The sequence below is a fragment of the Bacillus sp. FJAT-45350 genome, assembly GCF_002335805.1.
GTDB lineage: Bacteria > Bacillota > Bacilli > Bacillales > NISU01 > FJAT-45350.
In genome coordinates, this window is the sequence record NZ_NISU01000003.1 from 197,283 (window position 1) to 212,148 (window position 14,866).

Below are 14,866 nucleotides of genomic sequence, written 5' to 3' on the forward strand. Positions count from 1 at the left end.
TAGGTAGAATCATTTTTGGGCTTAAGAATTATTCGTGTGAAACTATATATATTTAACCGAAACAAAAGTGCGCCCCCTTATTAAATAGGGAGTGGTGTCGCTTTTGTTTTTTTTGTTTTCAAGGGTAGTTAAAGTCCGTTTTATCATTTTGAACATGTTTTTAGGGAGTAATTGGTAGAGTTTGTATTTCTATTCACATTTAATTCGGACATACTAATGGTAATTGGCTTCCTACATACGATTGTTGGCTTTTACTCACCGCATTTATGATGCGACGTGATTATTTTATAAATTGAAAAAAGGGGTAGATGAGATGACAACAAAGTATATCTTTGTAACTGGAGGCGTTGTGTCTTCATTAGGAAAGGGAATTACAGCTGCATCACTTGGACGTTTACTTAAAAATAGAGGAGTTAAAGTTACAATCCAAAAGTTTGACCCTTATATTAACGTTGACCCGGGAACGATGAGTCCGTATCAGCATGGTGAAGTGTTTGTTACAGGAGATGGAGCAGAGACTGATTTAGATTTAGGTCACTATGAGCGATTTATCGATATTAACTTAAGTCAAAATAGTAATGTAACAACTGGGAAAATTTACTCTACTGTTATTAAAAAAGAGCGTCGCGGCGATTATTTAGGTGGAACGGTTCAGGTTATTCCTCATGTAACAAATGAAATTAAAGAACGTGTACTACGTGCTGGAAGAGAAACGAATGCAGACGTAGTTATTACTGAAATCGGTGGAACTGTAGGGGATATTGAAAGTCTACCGTTTTTAGAAGCGATCCGTCAGATAAAGAGTGATGTTGGTGTAGGTAACGTAATGTATGTTCATTGTACGTTAATTCCTTATCTTGCAGCTGCAGGAGAAATGAAATCAAAGCCAACACAACATAGTGTGAAAGAGCTTCGTAGTCTTGGTATTCAACCTAACGTTATTGTCGTACGTACAGAAAAGCCCGTACCACAAGACATGAAGGAGAAAATCGCTTTATTCTGTGACATTGATAAAAATGCTGTAATTGAAGCGAGAGATGCTGAAACATTATATGAAGTACCACTAGCGCTACAAGCGCAAAAATTTGACCAAATCGTTTGTGATTACTTGAAATTAAATTGCAAGCCAGCTGAAATGACTGAATGGAAAGCTTTAGTTGAAAAAGTGAAAAACTTATCAGAGAAAGTGAAAATTGCGTTAGTTGGTAAATATGTAGCGCTACCTGATGCTTATCTATCAGTTGCTGAATCACTTCGTCATGCTGGATATGCTTTCGATGCAGATATTGATATTCAATGGGTTGATTCAGAAGAAGTTACAGCTGAAAATGTTGCAGAGCTTGTAGGAGATGCTGATGGAATTCTTGTTCCTGGTGGATTTGGTGACCGTGGTATAGAAGGAAAAATCGCAGCAATTCAATATGCACGTGAAAACAAAGTTCCGTTCTTAGGAATTTGCTTAGGAATGCAGCTTGCATCAATAGAATTTGCTCGTAACGTACTTGGTTTAGAAGGAGCAAACTCAGCAGAATTAAATCCAGAAACAAAATACCCGATTATTGATTTACTTCCTGAACAAAAAGATATTGAAGATCTAGGTGGCACGCTTCGATTAGGTCTTTACCCTTGTAAGTTAGTTGAAGGCTCAAAAGCATACGACGCTTATAATGAGCAAGTCGTATATGAGCGTCATCGTCACCGTTACGAGTTTAACAATGAGTACCGTGAACAAATGGAGAAAGCAGGGTTCACTTTCTCTGGTACAAGCCCAGACGGTCGTTTAGTAGAGATAATTGAAATTCAGGATCATCCTTATTTCATAGCATCACAGTTCCATCCTGAATTTGTATCACGTCCAACAAGACCACAACCATTATTTAAAGAGTTTATTGGAGCTTCTTTACAAAAATAGTGGCTAAAAAATACAAACTAAAAAATCCTAACTTCCGTATGGTTGTTAGGATTTTTTCTTTAACAGAGAACTGATAAGGTAGGCTTTTTCACAAGAATACGATAGCGCTATTCAAGCTAAATGGTCTAATAACAGACTCTAAAAACATTGTCCTTTGCTTATAAATCACTTTGCGTCTTCTATTATTGTTCTTGTAAAATTTCAGACACAGTCATTGCAAGACAATGATAAACAAATAACGATAAAATAAGTGAAGGGTATCCTACTCTCGTACCTTCATCATCTGGTACTAGAGAAGAAGTAAGATTCGTATTAATATGAATATCAGCAAGGTTCTTTAGGCTAATGTCTGAATCATTTTCAACGCAATTTGAAACAGCAATGACTGTTACGCCATCATTTTGCAACTCTTTAACTAAGTCAATTGCTTCTTTGTCATTTGAAGTTCTAGCAAAAATGAGAACCCGGTCAATAGCAGTACAATCATTCATGTTATTTTCTTCTTTAATTAAAGGCATGACTCCGGAAAGCTTTTCCTTTCCATAGAGAGCTTCAGGGACGACACCATTCATTTCTTTTGTACCGTGTATATAAATCTTTCCATTACTTATGAGGGCCTGGGCGAGTAATCTTGAGGCATCCTCTATTTCATCTAGATTATGTTCTTTTACATCTTTCAGTTTTCCTTGAAGTTGAGTAGTAAAAATCTGTAGCATACCAATAGCTCCTTTTAGCATAGAGTTAGTCTATTTCCTATATTGGATTGTACGTTGTTACAGGATGAACAGTCAAAATTTTAAGTGGATATTCAATTGATATAATAGTTTTACAAAAAAATATATGGAATGTGAAGGAAAAAGATAGGAGATAGCGAATTAGTATAGTGGCAGAGCTAAGTATCGGTAACTATTTAATAATGTAAAAATTTAGAAAAGTACTAAATAATAAATTTTCTAAGGAGAGGGGAAACACATCATGAAAAAAATTCTAGTTGTAGATGACCAGTATGGTATAAGGGTTCTACTTAACGAGATACTGCAAAAGGACGGCTATCAAATGTACCAAGCAGCTAACGGGGTACAGGCATTAACGATAGTCGAAGAGAACGAGCCTGATTTAGTTCTCCTAGATATGAAAATCCCAGGAATGGACGGGTTAGAAATCCTTAGAAGAATCAAGGATATTAAGCCACATATAGACGTAATAATGATGACTGCCTATGGTGAGCTTAACATGATTAATGAAGCAATGAGTTTAGGTGCAATTACACACTTTGCAAAGCCGTTTGACATTGATGATGTAAGAAAAGTCATTAAGGAAAACTTAGCAACAGTTTAAAATAATTAGTAATGGTTAATGGCTAATGTTTAATTAATCATTAACAATTCATAATAAGCCATTCCTTTTTCACATTCATTCTAACTACAGTATGCTATAATAATATGCGTCAAATGATAGTAAATTTAGGTCATAGACGAATTTATTACTAATATACATATTTATTCAAGGATAATAGGGTTTGAATTAGGGTAACTTCTAAATGATGTGATCGTTTAATTTCTATCAAGATGACATTTTATTGCTCATACATGTAAAAGGAGGATTTAATATGCCTTTAGTTTCGATGAAGGAAATGCTAGAAAAAGCAAAAAGAGAAGGGTATGCAGTTGGTCAGTATAACCTTAACAATTTAGAGTTTACACAAGCAATTTTACTTGCTGCAGAGGAAGAGAAATCTCCAGTAATTTGTGGTGTATCAGAAGGTGCAGCTCGTTACATGGGTGGTTTTAAGACAGTTGTAAATTTGGTGAAATCATTAATGGATGATTACAACATTACTGTTCCTGTAGCAATTCATTTAGATCATGGTTCAAGCTTCGAAAAATGTGTAGAAGCGATTCATGCTGGATTTACGTCTGTTATGATTGATGGTTCTCATTATCCTCTAGAAGAAAACATTGCGTTAACAAAACGCGTAGTTGCTGTTGCTCATACGTTAGGTGTTTCAGTAGAAGCTGAACTAGGACGTATTGGTGGCCAAGAAGATGACGTAATCGTTGATGATGCAGAAGCGGCATATGCAATCCCTTCAGAATGTGAGCAACTTGTTCGTGAAACTGGTGTCGATTGTTTTGCACCGGCATTAGGTTCTGTTCATGGTCCTTATAAAGGTGAACCAAACCTTGGTTTCGACCGTATGAAGGAAATTGACGGACTTGTTGGTATTCCTCTTGTGCTTCACGGTGGAACAGGTATTCCAACAAAGGATGTTCAAAAGGCAATTGAGTTTGGTCATGCGAAGATTAATGTTAATACAGAAAACCAAATTTCAGCATCGAAAGCTGTTAGAGAGGTATTAGCAGAAAAGCCAAATGAGTATGATCCACGTAAATATTTAGGTCCTGCTCGTGACGCAATTAAAGAAACAGTAAAAGGAAAAATGCGCGAGTTTGGTTCTTCAAATAAAGCTTAATAATTAATGAAATTAGGTAAGAGTTAAGGGTTAAGGTGTAAGTCCTTAGTTTTTAACTCTTCCTTTTTATAAAATTTTTTAATAGGGCATAGAAGTAGTATGTAGATATATACATAACGTTAGTTAGTTTATTTTGAAAGTTTTTAAGGGGAAAAGAACTGTTAGCTTTACAAACTACTGCATGATGTGGAGGAATGAAGATGAAATTCTTTATTGATACGGCAAATGTAAACGAAATCCGTCAGGCAAATGAATTAGGTATTTTGGCTGGAGTGACTACTAATCCCTCGCTAGTGGCAAAAGAAGGTGTTGATTTTCATGAACGTTTACGAGAAATCACCGAAGTTGTAACTGAGCGTTCTGTTAGTGCTGAAGTGATTGCACTAGATGCTAAAGGAATGATTGAAGAGGGAAAAGAATTAGCAGCAATTGCTCCTAATATTACAGTTAAAGTTCCGATGACACTTGAAGGTTTAAAAGCAGTTTCTACATTTAAAAGTCTAGGGATTAAAACGAATGTAACCCTTATTTTTTCAGCTGTTCAAGCCCTGCTAGCAGCAAGAGCAGGTGCAACGTATGTTTCTCCGTTCCTAGGTCGACTTGATGATATTGGCCATGATGGACTTGAGTTAGTAACTCAAATTGCTGAGATTTTCGAAGTTCACGATATTCAAACGGAAATCATTGCGGCGTCAATCCGACATCCACTTCATGTATCAGAAGCTGCGGCAAGAGGAGCACATATTGCCACAATTCCTTACAAAGTTATCACACAGCTTGTCAAGCATCCGTTAACTGACAAAGGAATCGAGCAATTCCTTGCAGACTGGGAGAAAAGCAACAAGTAAGGCAATTATGAGTGACAAATTATGAATTATGAATGAGAAAAACAATTGCGAATGGCAAATTGAAAATGAACTACTAACAATGAATGGAATTATCTTTGAAGTAAAGGTTGAATAGAATGGATTTATCCATTCTATTCAAAAAAAATAATTCGGCATTCGTAATTTATAATTCATAATTTGTTTCCCCTCCCCTAGTTATTTTCCTTTCGTTTTAGGGTATAATGGTGAGTAATTGTGTGAAATGAACTTTCACCTTTGAATGACAGACTGATGAGGAAGTGAAGGGTGTTATGGATAAATTATTGATTGAAGGTGGGCATCCACTTGAAGGGAAGGTACATATTAGCGGAGCAAAAAATAGTGCAGTCGCTTTAATCCCTGCGGCTATTCTTGCTGATTCTACAGTTACCATTGATAATTTACCTGCAATTTCTGATGTGCAACTATTGGCAGAGCTTCTTGAAGAAATCGGTGGAAGTGTATCATTAGACGAGCATGAAATTGCGATTGAACCACGTAATATGATTTCGATGCCTCTTCCGAATGGGCGGGTAAAGAAGCTGAGAGCGTCGTATTATTTAATGGGTGCTATGCTTGGGAAATTTAAAAAAGCAGTCATTGGCTTACCAGGAGGCTGTAATTTAGGTCCTCGACCAATTGACCAACATATTAAAGGATTTGAAGCTCTAGGTGCGAAAGTAACAAATGAACAAGGTGCAATTTATTTGCGTGCTGACGAATTAAGAGGGGCAAGAATCTATCTTGATGTGGTGAGTGTAGGAGCTACGATTAATATTATGCTTGCTGCTGTTAAAGCAAAGGGACAAACTATCATTGAAAATGCAGCAAAAGAGCCAGAAATTATTGATGTGGCAACACTTTTAACTAGTATGGGTGCGAAGATTAAGGGTGCAGGTACGAATGTGATCCGTATTGATGGTGTTGAAACATTAAAGGGTTGCAGACATTCAATTATTCCTGACCGAATTGAAGCAGGTACTTATATGATTATTGCTGCAGCTATTGGCCAAAAGGTTTTAATCGATAACGTAATACCATACCATGTTGAATCATTAATTGCTAAGCTTCGTGAAATGGGCATAACGGTTGAAGTACAGAATGACCAAATACTCATACATAATCACGGTGGAAAGAAAGGTGTAGACATTAAGACATTAGTCTACCCAGGATTTCCAACTGATTTACAGCAACCAATTACGACTTTACTAACACAAGCTGAAGGTACTAGCATTGTCACGGATACTATATATAATGCACGATTTAAACATATCGATGAACTACGCAGAATGGGAGCTAATGTAAAGGTAGAAGGTCGTTCGGCAATTATTAATGGACCAACTGTTTTACAAGGAGCAAAGGTAAGTGCTAGTGACTTGAGAGCGGGAGCAGCGTTAGTAGTGGCAGGCTTGATGGCGGAGGGTATAACAGAAGTATCAGGATTAGAGCATATCGATCGTGGTTATGAAGATTTAGAAGCAAAATTAATTGGATTAGGGGCAAAGATTTGGCGTGAAAAAATGACAGAAGAAGAAGCGCAGCAAGTCAAAAGCTCATAATATAGTAGAAGCAATTTAAGGGAGAGTTGAGTAATGGAAAGAAGTTTATCAATGGAGCTTGTCCGTGTAACTGAAGCGGCTGCTCTTTCTTCAGCAAGATGGATGGGTAGAGGACTAAAGGAAGAAGCGGATGAAGCAGCAACTCAAGCCATGCGTGATGTTTTTGACACAGTTCCGATGAAAGGAACGGTTGTTATTGGAGAAGGAGAAATGGACGAAGCTCCAATGCTATACATTGGGGAGAAGCTAGGAACAGGTTACGGCCCTCGAGTAGACGTAGCTGTTGACCCTTTAGAAGGAACAAACATCGTTGCTTCTGGACAATGGAATGCATTAGCTGTTATTGCTATTGCGGATCATGGAAATCTTCTACATGCTCCTGATATGTATATGGAAAAAATCGCAGTAGGTCCAGAAGCAGTAGGGAAAATTAATATTGATGCTCCTGTAATCGATAATTTAAAAGCGGTGGCAAAAGCAAAAAATAAAGATATTGAAGACCTAGTTGTTACTATTTTAAATCGTGAGCGTCACCAAAAAATGATTCAGGAAATTCGTGATGCCGGAGCAAGAATTAAACTTTTACAAGACGGTGATGTTGCAGCTGCTATCAACACGTGTTTTGATGACACTGGCGTAGATATTATGCTTGGTTCTGGTGGAGCTCCTGAAGGTGTTATTACTGCTGTTGCATTAAAATGCCTAGGTGGAGAGATTCAAGGGAAGCTTTTACCGCAAGACGATGTTGAATTAGAGAGATGCAAGAAAATGGGTATTGAAGATGTGAATCGCGTGTTACTTATGGAAGACTTAGTAAAAGGTGATGATGCAATCTTTGCAGCAACAGGTGTAACTGACGGTGAACTATTAAAAGGTGTTCATTATAAAGGAAGCACTGCAACAACGCAATCTCTTGTTATGCGTGCTAAATCAGGAACTGTACGCTTTATTGATGGTAAACATAGTATGCACAAGAAGCCAGACCTTGTAATTAAATAACAAAAAAATGCTAAATGTCCAAGTTGAGAAGACATTTAGCATTTTTTCACTATTTACTTAAAAAAATAAAAACATATGTTCCTATTTGTGTGTTATAATGTAAAAAAAGTATTATTGCTTGAATAAATTCAATAACTGTGGTTAAAATAATATTTGTGATAATACCAAGATAAAAATATCAAAAGAGATTACTCTTCTTGCAAACTTCTTTATTACTTCCTTCAACTTTTATAGTGATGTTCCCAGATTAAATTCTATTAAATAAAAAAGATTACTAGCATTGGATTGAATTATCTCATTTTTTTTGTAATGTAGTTTATTATTTCTGTGTCAAAAAGTGAAAAATAAAAATTAAAGGCGTGGTGTCTTAATGGGTGTACATATAGCAGAGTTAGAGAATATGAAATTACGTGAGCTTTATGAGTTAGCCAAAAAATATAAAGTATCTTACTATAGTAAATTGAACAAAAAGGAACTTATTTTCGCTATTTTAAAAGGACAAGCAGAAGAAGATGGCTTAATGTTCATGGAAGGTGTTTTGGAGATAATACAGTCTGAAGGGTTTGGATTCTTAAGACCAATAAATTATATGCCAAGCTCTGAAGATATTTATATTTCAGCTTCACAAATTAGAAGATTTGATTTACGAAATGGAGACAAAGTATCTGGAAAGGTACGACCTCCAAAAGAAAATGAAAGATATCATGGACTATTACATGTAGAGGCTGTAAATGGTGAAGATCCTGATACTGCAAAAGAACGTCCATATTTCCCTGCCTTAACTCCACTATATCCTGAACAAAAAATTGAATTGGAAACAGAAACAGCGAATACATCATCAAGAATTATCGACTTAATTTCTCCAGTTGGTTTTGGTCAACGTGGTTTAATTGTTGCTCCCCCTAAGGCAGGTAAGACATCCCTATTAAAAGAGGTTGCAAATAGTATTGCTACAAATCAACCGGATGTTGAATTGATTGTCCTACTTATTGATGAACGTCCCGAGGAAGTTACGGACATTGAACGCTCCGTTAAAGCTGAAGTTGTTAGCTCTACATTTGATGAAGTTCCAGAAAACCATATAAAAGTAGCGGAACTTGTTTTAGAGAGAGCGATGAGACTAGTTGAACATAAGAAAGATGTTGTTATTCTTATGGATAGTATTACTCGTTTAGCGAGAGCTTATAACTTAGTGATTCCTCCAAGTGGAAGAACACTTTCTGGTGGTATTGATCCTGCAGCATTTCATCGTCCGAAGCGATTCTTTGGAGCTGCGAGAAATATCGAAGAAGGCGGTAGCTTAACAATTTTAGCGACAGCATTAGTAGAGACGGGCTCACGTATGGATGATGTCATTTATGAAGAATTTAAAGGTACAGGTAATATGGAGTTACACCTAGATCGTCGATTAGCTGAAAGAAGAATCTTCCCAGCGATTGATATACGCCGTTCTGGTACTCGTAAAGAAGAACTTCTTGTTCCTAAAGAACACTTAGATAAATTATGGGCAATTCGTAAAACAATGAATGATTCTTCGGAATTTGTAGATCATTTTATTAAACGAATTAAAGAAACAAAAACTAACCAAGAGTTTTTCGATTCAATTGAAAAAGACATGGTTGGTGGTGGTACGACAACAAACCGAAAAGTAAGAACATAAGTATTAAAACAAATAGTTTCGATACTCTTATATTGGCAGTTGCAAAAGTTGTTCTAACTTGATATAATTTCGTCATGTGTTTTAATCATTCTGTTTCGAAAGATTCAGGGCAAAAAGGAGTTGAAAGTAATGAAACAAGGAATTCACCCAAATTACCAAAAAGTGGTATTCATGGATACTAGTACAGGGTTCAAGTTTCTAAGTGGATCTACAAACGGATCAAACGAAACAGTTGAGTGGGAAGATGGAGAAACATATCCACTAATTAAAGTTGAGATTAGTTCTGACTCTCACCCGTTCTACACTGGTAAGCAAAAGCTTGCTGATGCTGGTGGACGTGTAGATAAGTTCAGAAGAAAATACAACATGAAGTAATAACGGCAATGAAAACAGGCGAGGTACAAACTTGCCTGTTTTTTTACTTCAAAAAGCCTAATAGTCACTGCAATAGTAAGCCAAATTAATGGGTTAATAAAGATTATTCCAAAAGTCAGAAAGGGTTCCTTTTGGAATAATTTTTAGTAAAAAAATTTTGTTTACAGGATTATAATTGTGGTTATATATAAATTAGTAAGGTGGGAAACATAGCGATGTACGAAATGAGAAAAGAAGGTTTGATAGAAGTCATCTGTGGAAGCATGTTTTCTGGTAAGTCTGAAGAATTAATTCGTCGTGTACGCCGAGGGACATATGGTAATTTAAAAATAGAGGTTTTCAAGCCAGTTATTGATACTCGATACAGTGATGATGAAGTCGTATCTCATAATGGGACTAAAGTGATTGCATTTCCAATCGAAAGCTCGGAGGACATTTTAGGAATTGTAGCCCGGGATACTCAGGTTGTTGCAATCGATGAAGTACAATTTTTTGACGAAAAAATTGTAGATGTCGCTAATCACTTGGCTGATAGTGGAATTCGTGTAATTGCTGCAGGGTTAGACCAAGATTTTAGAGGTGAACCTTTTGACCCTGTTGTAAGGCTCATGGCACTTGCAGAAAGTGTTACAAAACTCCAAGCTGTGTGTCCTTCTTGTGGCTCACCAGCAAGCCGAACACAGCGTTTGATTGATGGAAAACCAGCTTCTTATCATGATCCAATTATTTTGGTTGGTGCTTCTGAGGCGTACGAGCCACGTTGCAGACATTGTCATGTTGTTTGTGATAAGCCAGTTCGTTATGTTACGAAAGCTGGTCAAATTTAACGGGGAAGTAAACTTATCATTCGGGTAAGATAATATTGCAACTTCATTTTATTGGAGAAGTCAATTTACGGACAACTTCAAAGCTTTTACTGTTGCAATGGAGGTGCCAGAATGAAGAAGGTCCTTGTTGGATGTAGTTTAGCTATATTGATGGTTACGTCAGCGTGTACACCTGCACAGCCCCCAGAGGCTTCAGCTCAAAATCAAGGTGCGGTATCTGGTCAGCAGATAGGGTATGGTTTACTGGGTCCCGGCCCAATAAACTATGGTGAAATATATGACCGACCGACGAACCGTTTTGATGGGGAGATCAATCATAGTCCAAGCTTTCGTACGTTATCACCAGAAAGACAGGATTTGAGTGACGATGAAAATAAAATTAGAGAAATCGTCTTGTTAGAAGATGGTTTATCACCTGGTATGGTGTTTTTCGCTGGTAGGCATGCGTGGGTAAATGTTCATTTTGATCAATCGATGGATAGCGAAGACAGAGAACAAAAAATTAGTAAATTAAAGACATCATTAAAAGAAGGTGCACCAAGGTACGAGGTACATGTAAATACAACTCAATCTTAATGGTGCTATAGTTTAGGCGAGCTGTTAAAGGATGGTTTCCATTCTTTAAACAGACTCGCCTTTTTAGTGTATTCGACTCGTCTATTTAGCTCTTCTTGCTGCCTGTTGTATTGGATCCCATACTCCGTTATATGGCGGGGCATAGGCAAGATCTAAATCTTCTAGTTCATCAATCGTCATTTTGTGGAAAAGAGCAGTTGCTACTACGTCAATTCGTTTATCAACTCCAGATTTTCCTATGATTTGAGCACCGAGTAGTTTCCTTGAAGTAGAGTGATACAGTAACTTCACTGTTAGCTTTTCCGGACCTGGATAATAACCAGCAATATGAGGAATTTCAAGAGTAACTGTTTCAAAGGCAAGGTGAAGTTCATTTGCCTCCTTTATTGATAGTCCTGTACGTGCTAGCGATAAATCGTGAAATTTTAAAATGGAAGTACCAACAACACCTTGAAAGACTCTTGTTTGTTCAATCATATTCATTCCGGCAACCCGACCTTGTTTATTTGCATGAGTGCCTAAGGGGATATAATCAAGCTTTTCTTTAACACGATGGTAGTGAGTTGCACAGTCTCCTGCAGCGTAAATATCAGGGATATTCGTTTCCGTGTAATTATTGACGATAACCGCACCTTTATCATTTAGGTGGACGCCTGTGTCCTTTAAAATGCCTGTGTTAGGTCTTACGCCGATTGACACGATAACTAAATCGGTTTGAATTTTACCTTTATCGGTTGTAACTGCTTTAATAGTATCGGTACCAACAAATGCTTGGACTGATTCATTCAGTCTTACATCTATTCCTTGTTTTGCTGCTTCTTCATGAATCAGCTTTGCAACATCCTCATCAAACATCATTGCGAGATGCGGTCCTTGTTCAATAACCATTACTTGCTTATTAAGATCGGTAAAATTCTCTGCCATCTCAAGCCCAATATAGCCACCGCCAACAATTGTGACATGTTGAATCGAATCATTTAATTCTTGCATGAGTTTTTCAACATCTGGAATCGTTTTTATCGTATGAATTCCCTTTAATTCTTTACCTGGCCAATCGGGTACAATTGGTTCTGCCCCCGTAGCAACGAGCAGTTTATCATAACTAATACTAAATTTTTTATCTGTTTCAAGGTTTATTCCTTTTACAAGTTTGTTTTCCGAGTCAACGGAAGTAACCTTAGGGAATGTTCGTGCATCTATACCATATTCATTGCGAAATGTTTCTACATCGCGAGCAATTAGTTTTTCCGTAGTTGGGATATGTCCACCGATAATATAAGGTAATCCACATTGAGCGTATGAATAAATACCGCCCATCTCAAGAGTGACGATGGACGCGTCAGGTTCATTACGTACAATTTGCATGGCTGCACTCATACCGGCAGCATCTCCACCGATAATTACATATTTCATTTTTCTGTCACCTCAACTAAGTTTATCTAGTTACACTATTCCCTATTGCTATTAAAAAAAACAAAGAAATCCTTTTTAGTTCATAATCTAAATGCAATTTGATTTTGACTGTTCGGATTTCGTATACTATACTTATCATGTTATGGACCAAAAATGAGGTGAATAGTGTGTTTGAACGTTTACAATCGGTCGAAGACCGTTATGACAGATTAAATGAACTATTAAGTGATCCGGATGTTATTAGTGATTCAACGAAACTTCGTGATTATTCTAAAGAGCAATCAAGCATAGAAGAGACTGTTCAAGTGTATCGTGAGTACAAAGAAGTAGTCAGTCAACATAAAGATGCTAAAGCAATGCTAGAAGATAAGTTAGATAACGAAATGTACGAAATGGTAAAAGAAGAATTAAGTGAGCTTTCTGATCGAAAAGAAGAATTAGAAGGACGCTTAAAGATTTTATTATTACCAAAAGACCCGAACGATGATAAAAACGTTATTGTTGAGATTCGTGGGGCTGCTGGCGGTGATGAGGCTCAATTATTTGCTGGGGACTTATATAAGATGTATAGTCGCTTTGCCGAAGTTCAAGGCTGGAAAACAGAAGTCATTGAGGCAAATTCAACTGAGCTTGGTGGTTATAAAGAGATTATCTTTATGGTGAATGGTAATGGAGCTTATTCAAAGCTGAAGTATGAAAATGGAGCTCACCGTGTACAACGTGTACCGACGACAGAATCAGGTGGACGCATTCATACATCAACTGCAACAGTCGCTGTTTTAGCTGAAGCAGAAGAGGTTGAAGTAGACATTCATGATAAAGACATCCGTGTGGACACATTTACGTCAAGTGGACCAGGGGGACAGAGTGTAAATACAACGATGTCAGCTGTTCGTTTAACTCACTTACCGACTGGAACGGTTGTATCTTGTCAGGATGAAAAATCACAGATTAAAAACAAAGAAAAAGCGATGAAGGTATTACGTGCACGTGTATACGATAAGTTCAGGCAAGAGGCTCAAGCTGAGTATGATGAGCATCGTAAATCAGCAGTGGGTACTGGGGACCGTTCTGAACGTATCCGTACGTATAACTTCCCGCAAAGCCGTGTAACAGATCATCGTATTGGTTTAACAATTCAAAAACTAGACCAAATTCTGCAAGGGAAGATAGATGAAATCATTGATGCTCTTATTATGCATGAGCAATCTGAAATGATGAAGAACGCAGAAGAATAAGGTGTGTGAAAATATGAAAGTATTTGAAGCTCTGAAATGGGCTTCTTCTTTTTTAGAAGAAAAAGGACAAGAAGCCCCAATTGGAGAAATTTTATTGAAATATCATATGCAGTGGAACCGTACGACATTGATGATGAATATGCATGAATTTTTACCGGAAGAGTCACAGCAACGATTTATAAAAGATGTTGAAAAGGCAGCTACTGGTATTCCTGTTCAGTATATTACGGGGGAAGAACAATTTTACGGTCGAACGTTCCGTGTAAATAAAGAAGTTCTCATTCCACGTCCAGAGACGGAAGAGTTAGTTGTAGGAATAATTGAACGTCTTCCAAAGAGGGAAAATTTACGTCTAGTAGATGTAGGTACAGGGAGTGGAGCAATTGCAATAACTCTCTCTCTAGAAGTTCCTGAGCTCACTGTAACTGCGATTGATATTGCAAAGGAATCCTTAGAAGTCGCGGAAAGTAATGCTAAGAATCTAAGGGCCAATGTACAATTCCAAGAAGGTGATTTACTAAAGTCTCTCATAAATGAAGGTGAGAAAGTCGATATTGTAGTTTCAAACCCCCCGTATATCCCATTAGAGGATGTAAAGCAGCTAGCAGTCAATGTACGAGACTACGAACCATGGCGTGCCCTTGTTGGTGGGGAAGACGGCTACCAATTTTACCGTCGCTTCATGGATGAAATCCCACAAATCATCAATCCTAATGGACTCATTGCCTTTGAAGTAGGAGTAGGCCAAGGAGAAACAGTAGCCAACATGCTAAAAAAAACATTCCCAACTGCCAAGGTTGAAGTAGTGAATGATATAAATGGGAAGGATAGAATGGTTTTTGCAGAGCTTAATAATTAATTATGAATTATGAGTTATGAGTTATGAATTGAAAAGACAAAAGATACCTTCAAATTTCAGTGGAGTAATATAAGTGTGGGATATGTATTTGATTTTGAACTTAATTCAT

At 37.2% G+C, this 14,866-nt stretch carries 14 protein-coding genes; 12 read left to right on the forward strand and 2 right to left on the reverse strand.

Features of this window, described 5'->3' with window-relative positions; genetic code table 11:
• Nucleotides 1–313 precede the first annotated feature (313 nt).
• On the forward strand, nt 314–1,912 hold the full coding sequence (locus tag CD003_RS19990) for a CTP synthase (protein ID WP_096203022.1): 1,599 nt from the start codon (nt 314–316) through the stop codon (nt 1,910–1,912).
• Between the two features lie 182 nt (nt 1,913–2,094).
• Here the strand turns inward: CD003_RS19990 and CD003_RS19995 are convergent, their stop codons facing one another.
• A complete protein-coding gene (locus CD003_RS19995; protein ID WP_179295644.1) occupies nt 2,095–2,628 on the reverse strand; it encodes a DUF2529 family protein in 534 nt (177 codons plus the stop codon).
• Between the two features lie 259 nt (nt 2,629–2,887).
• On the opposite strand from CD003_RS19995, the gene CD003_RS20000 reads away from it, so the two are divergent.
• From CD003_RS20000 to CD003_RS20040, 9 genes are all read left to right on the forward strand, one after another.
• Nucleotides 2,888–3,250, forward strand: coding sequence for a response regulator (locus tag CD003_RS20000; RefSeq protein WP_096203024.1), 363 nt, complete (start codon nt 2,888–2,890; stop codon nt 3,248–3,250).
• A gap of 271 nt (nt 3,251–3,521) precedes the next feature.
• Entirely contained in the window at nt 3,522–4,385 is an 864-nt protein-coding gene (gene fba, locus CD003_RS20005; protein ID WP_096203025.1) for a class II fructose-1,6-bisphosphate aldolase, read from the forward strand.
• 200 nt (nt 4,386–4,585) lie between these two features.
• Entirely contained in the window at nt 4,586–5,233 is a 648-nt protein-coding gene (gene fsa, locus CD003_RS20010) for a fructose-6-phosphate aldolase (RefSeq protein WP_096203026.1), read from the forward strand.
• A 290-nt stretch (nt 5,234–5,523) separates the two neighbouring features.
• Entirely contained in the window at nt 5,524–6,810 is a 1,287-nt protein-coding gene (locus tag CD003_RS20015; protein ID WP_096203027.1) for a UDP-N-acetylglucosamine 1-carboxyvinyltransferase, read from the forward strand.
• A 33-nt stretch (nt 6,811–6,843) separates the two neighbouring features.
• The gene (glpX, locus tag CD003_RS20020) at nt 6,844–7,809 is read left to right on the forward strand and encodes a class II fructose-bisphosphatase (RefSeq protein ID WP_096203028.1); all 966 of its coding nucleotides are present in this window, start codon (nt 6,844–6,846) and stop codon (nt 7,807–7,809) included.
• A 370-nt stretch (nt 7,810–8,179) separates the two neighbouring features.
• Complete coding sequence (rho, locus tag CD003_RS20025; RefSeq protein WP_096203029.1) at nt 8,180–9,469, forward strand: transcription termination factor Rho; 1,290 nt, start codon at nt 8,180–8,182, stop codon at nt 9,467–9,469.
• Between the two features lie 129 nt (nt 9,470–9,598).
• On the forward strand, nt 9,599–9,844 hold the full coding sequence (locus CD003_RS20030) for a type B 50S ribosomal protein L31 (protein WP_096203030.1): 246 nt from the start codon (nt 9,599–9,601) through the stop codon (nt 9,842–9,844).
• A 215-nt stretch (nt 9,845–10,059) separates the two neighbouring features.
• Complete coding sequence (locus CD003_RS20035; RefSeq protein WP_096203031.1) at nt 10,060–10,671, forward strand: thymidine kinase; 612 nt, start codon at nt 10,060–10,062, stop codon at nt 10,669–10,671.
• A 111-nt stretch (nt 10,672–10,782) separates the two neighbouring features.
• Entirely contained in the window at nt 10,783–11,247 is a 465-nt protein-coding gene (locus tag CD003_RS20040) for a hypothetical protein (RefSeq protein WP_096203032.1), read from the forward strand.
• Nucleotides 11,248–11,328: 81 nt separating this feature from the next.
• Here the strand turns inward: CD003_RS20040 and CD003_RS20045 are convergent, their stop codons facing one another.
• Nucleotides 11,329–12,660, reverse strand: coding sequence for an FAD-dependent oxidoreductase (locus tag CD003_RS20045; protein WP_096203033.1), 1,332 nt, complete (start codon nt 12,658–12,660; stop codon nt 11,329–11,331).
• Nucleotides 12,661–12,827: 167 nt separating this feature from the next.
• Between CD003_RS20045 and prfA the strand changes: the two genes are divergently transcribed.
• Together prfA and prmC are read left to right on the forward strand one after the other, a co-directional pair.
• On the forward strand, nt 12,828–13,898 hold the full coding sequence (gene prfA, locus CD003_RS20050) for a peptide chain release factor 1 (protein WP_142302904.1): 1,071 nt from the start codon (nt 12,828–12,830) through the stop codon (nt 13,896–13,898).
• Between the two features lie 13 nt (nt 13,899–13,911).
• Nucleotides 13,912–14,757, forward strand: coding sequence for a peptide chain release factor N(5)-glutamine methyltransferase (prmC, locus tag CD003_RS20055; protein ID WP_096203035.1), 846 nt, complete (start codon nt 13,912–13,914; stop codon nt 14,755–14,757).
• Nucleotides 14,758–14,866 lie beyond the last annotated feature (109 nt).

Excerpts from the sequence above, each read along its gene's own strand:
- CD003_RS19990 (WP_096203022.1), top strand. The coding sequence starts at position 314 with ATGACAACAAAGTATATCTTTGTAACTGGAGGCGTTGTGTCTTCATTA.
- CD003_RS19995 (WP_179295644.1), bottom strand. The coding sequence starts at position 2,628 with ATGCTACAGATTTTTACTACTCAACTTCAAGGAAAACTGAAAGATGTA.
- CD003_RS20000 (WP_096203024.1), top strand. The coding sequence starts at position 2,888 with ATGAAAAAAATTCTAGTTGTAGATGACCAGTATGGTATAAGGGTTCTA.
- fba (WP_096203025.1), top strand. The coding sequence starts at position 3,522 with ATGCCTTTAGTTTCGATGAAGGAAATGCTAGAAAAAGCAAAAAGAGAA.
- fsa (WP_096203026.1), top strand. The coding sequence starts at position 4,586 with ATGAAATTCTTTATTGATACGGCAAATGTAAACGAAATCCGTCAGGCA.
- CD003_RS20015 (WP_096203027.1), top strand. The coding sequence starts at position 5,524 with ATGGATAAATTATTGATTGAAGGTGGGCATCCACTTGAAGGGAAGGTA.
- glpX (WP_096203028.1), top strand. The coding sequence starts at position 6,844 with ATGGAAAGAAGTTTATCAATGGAGCTTGTCCGTGTAACTGAAGCGGCT.
- rho (WP_096203029.1), top strand. The coding sequence starts at position 8,180 with ATGGGTGTACATATAGCAGAGTTAGAGAATATGAAATTACGTGAGCTT.
- CD003_RS20030 (WP_096203030.1), top strand. The coding sequence starts at position 9,599 with ATGAAACAAGGAATTCACCCAAATTACCAAAAAGTGGTATTCATGGAT.
- CD003_RS20035 (WP_096203031.1), top strand. The coding sequence starts at position 10,060 with ATGTACGAAATGAGAAAAGAAGGTTTGATAGAAGTCATCTGTGGAAGC.
- CD003_RS20040 (WP_096203032.1), top strand. The coding sequence starts at position 10,783 with ATGAAGAAGGTCCTTGTTGGATGTAGTTTAGCTATATTGATGGTTACG.
- CD003_RS20045 (WP_096203033.1), bottom strand. The coding sequence starts at position 12,660 with ATGAAATATGTAATTATCGGTGGAGATGCTGCCGGTATGAGTGCAGCC.
- prmC (WP_096203035.1), top strand. The coding sequence starts at position 13,912 with ATGAAAGTATTTGAAGCTCTGAAATGGGCTTCTTCTTTTTTAGAAGAA.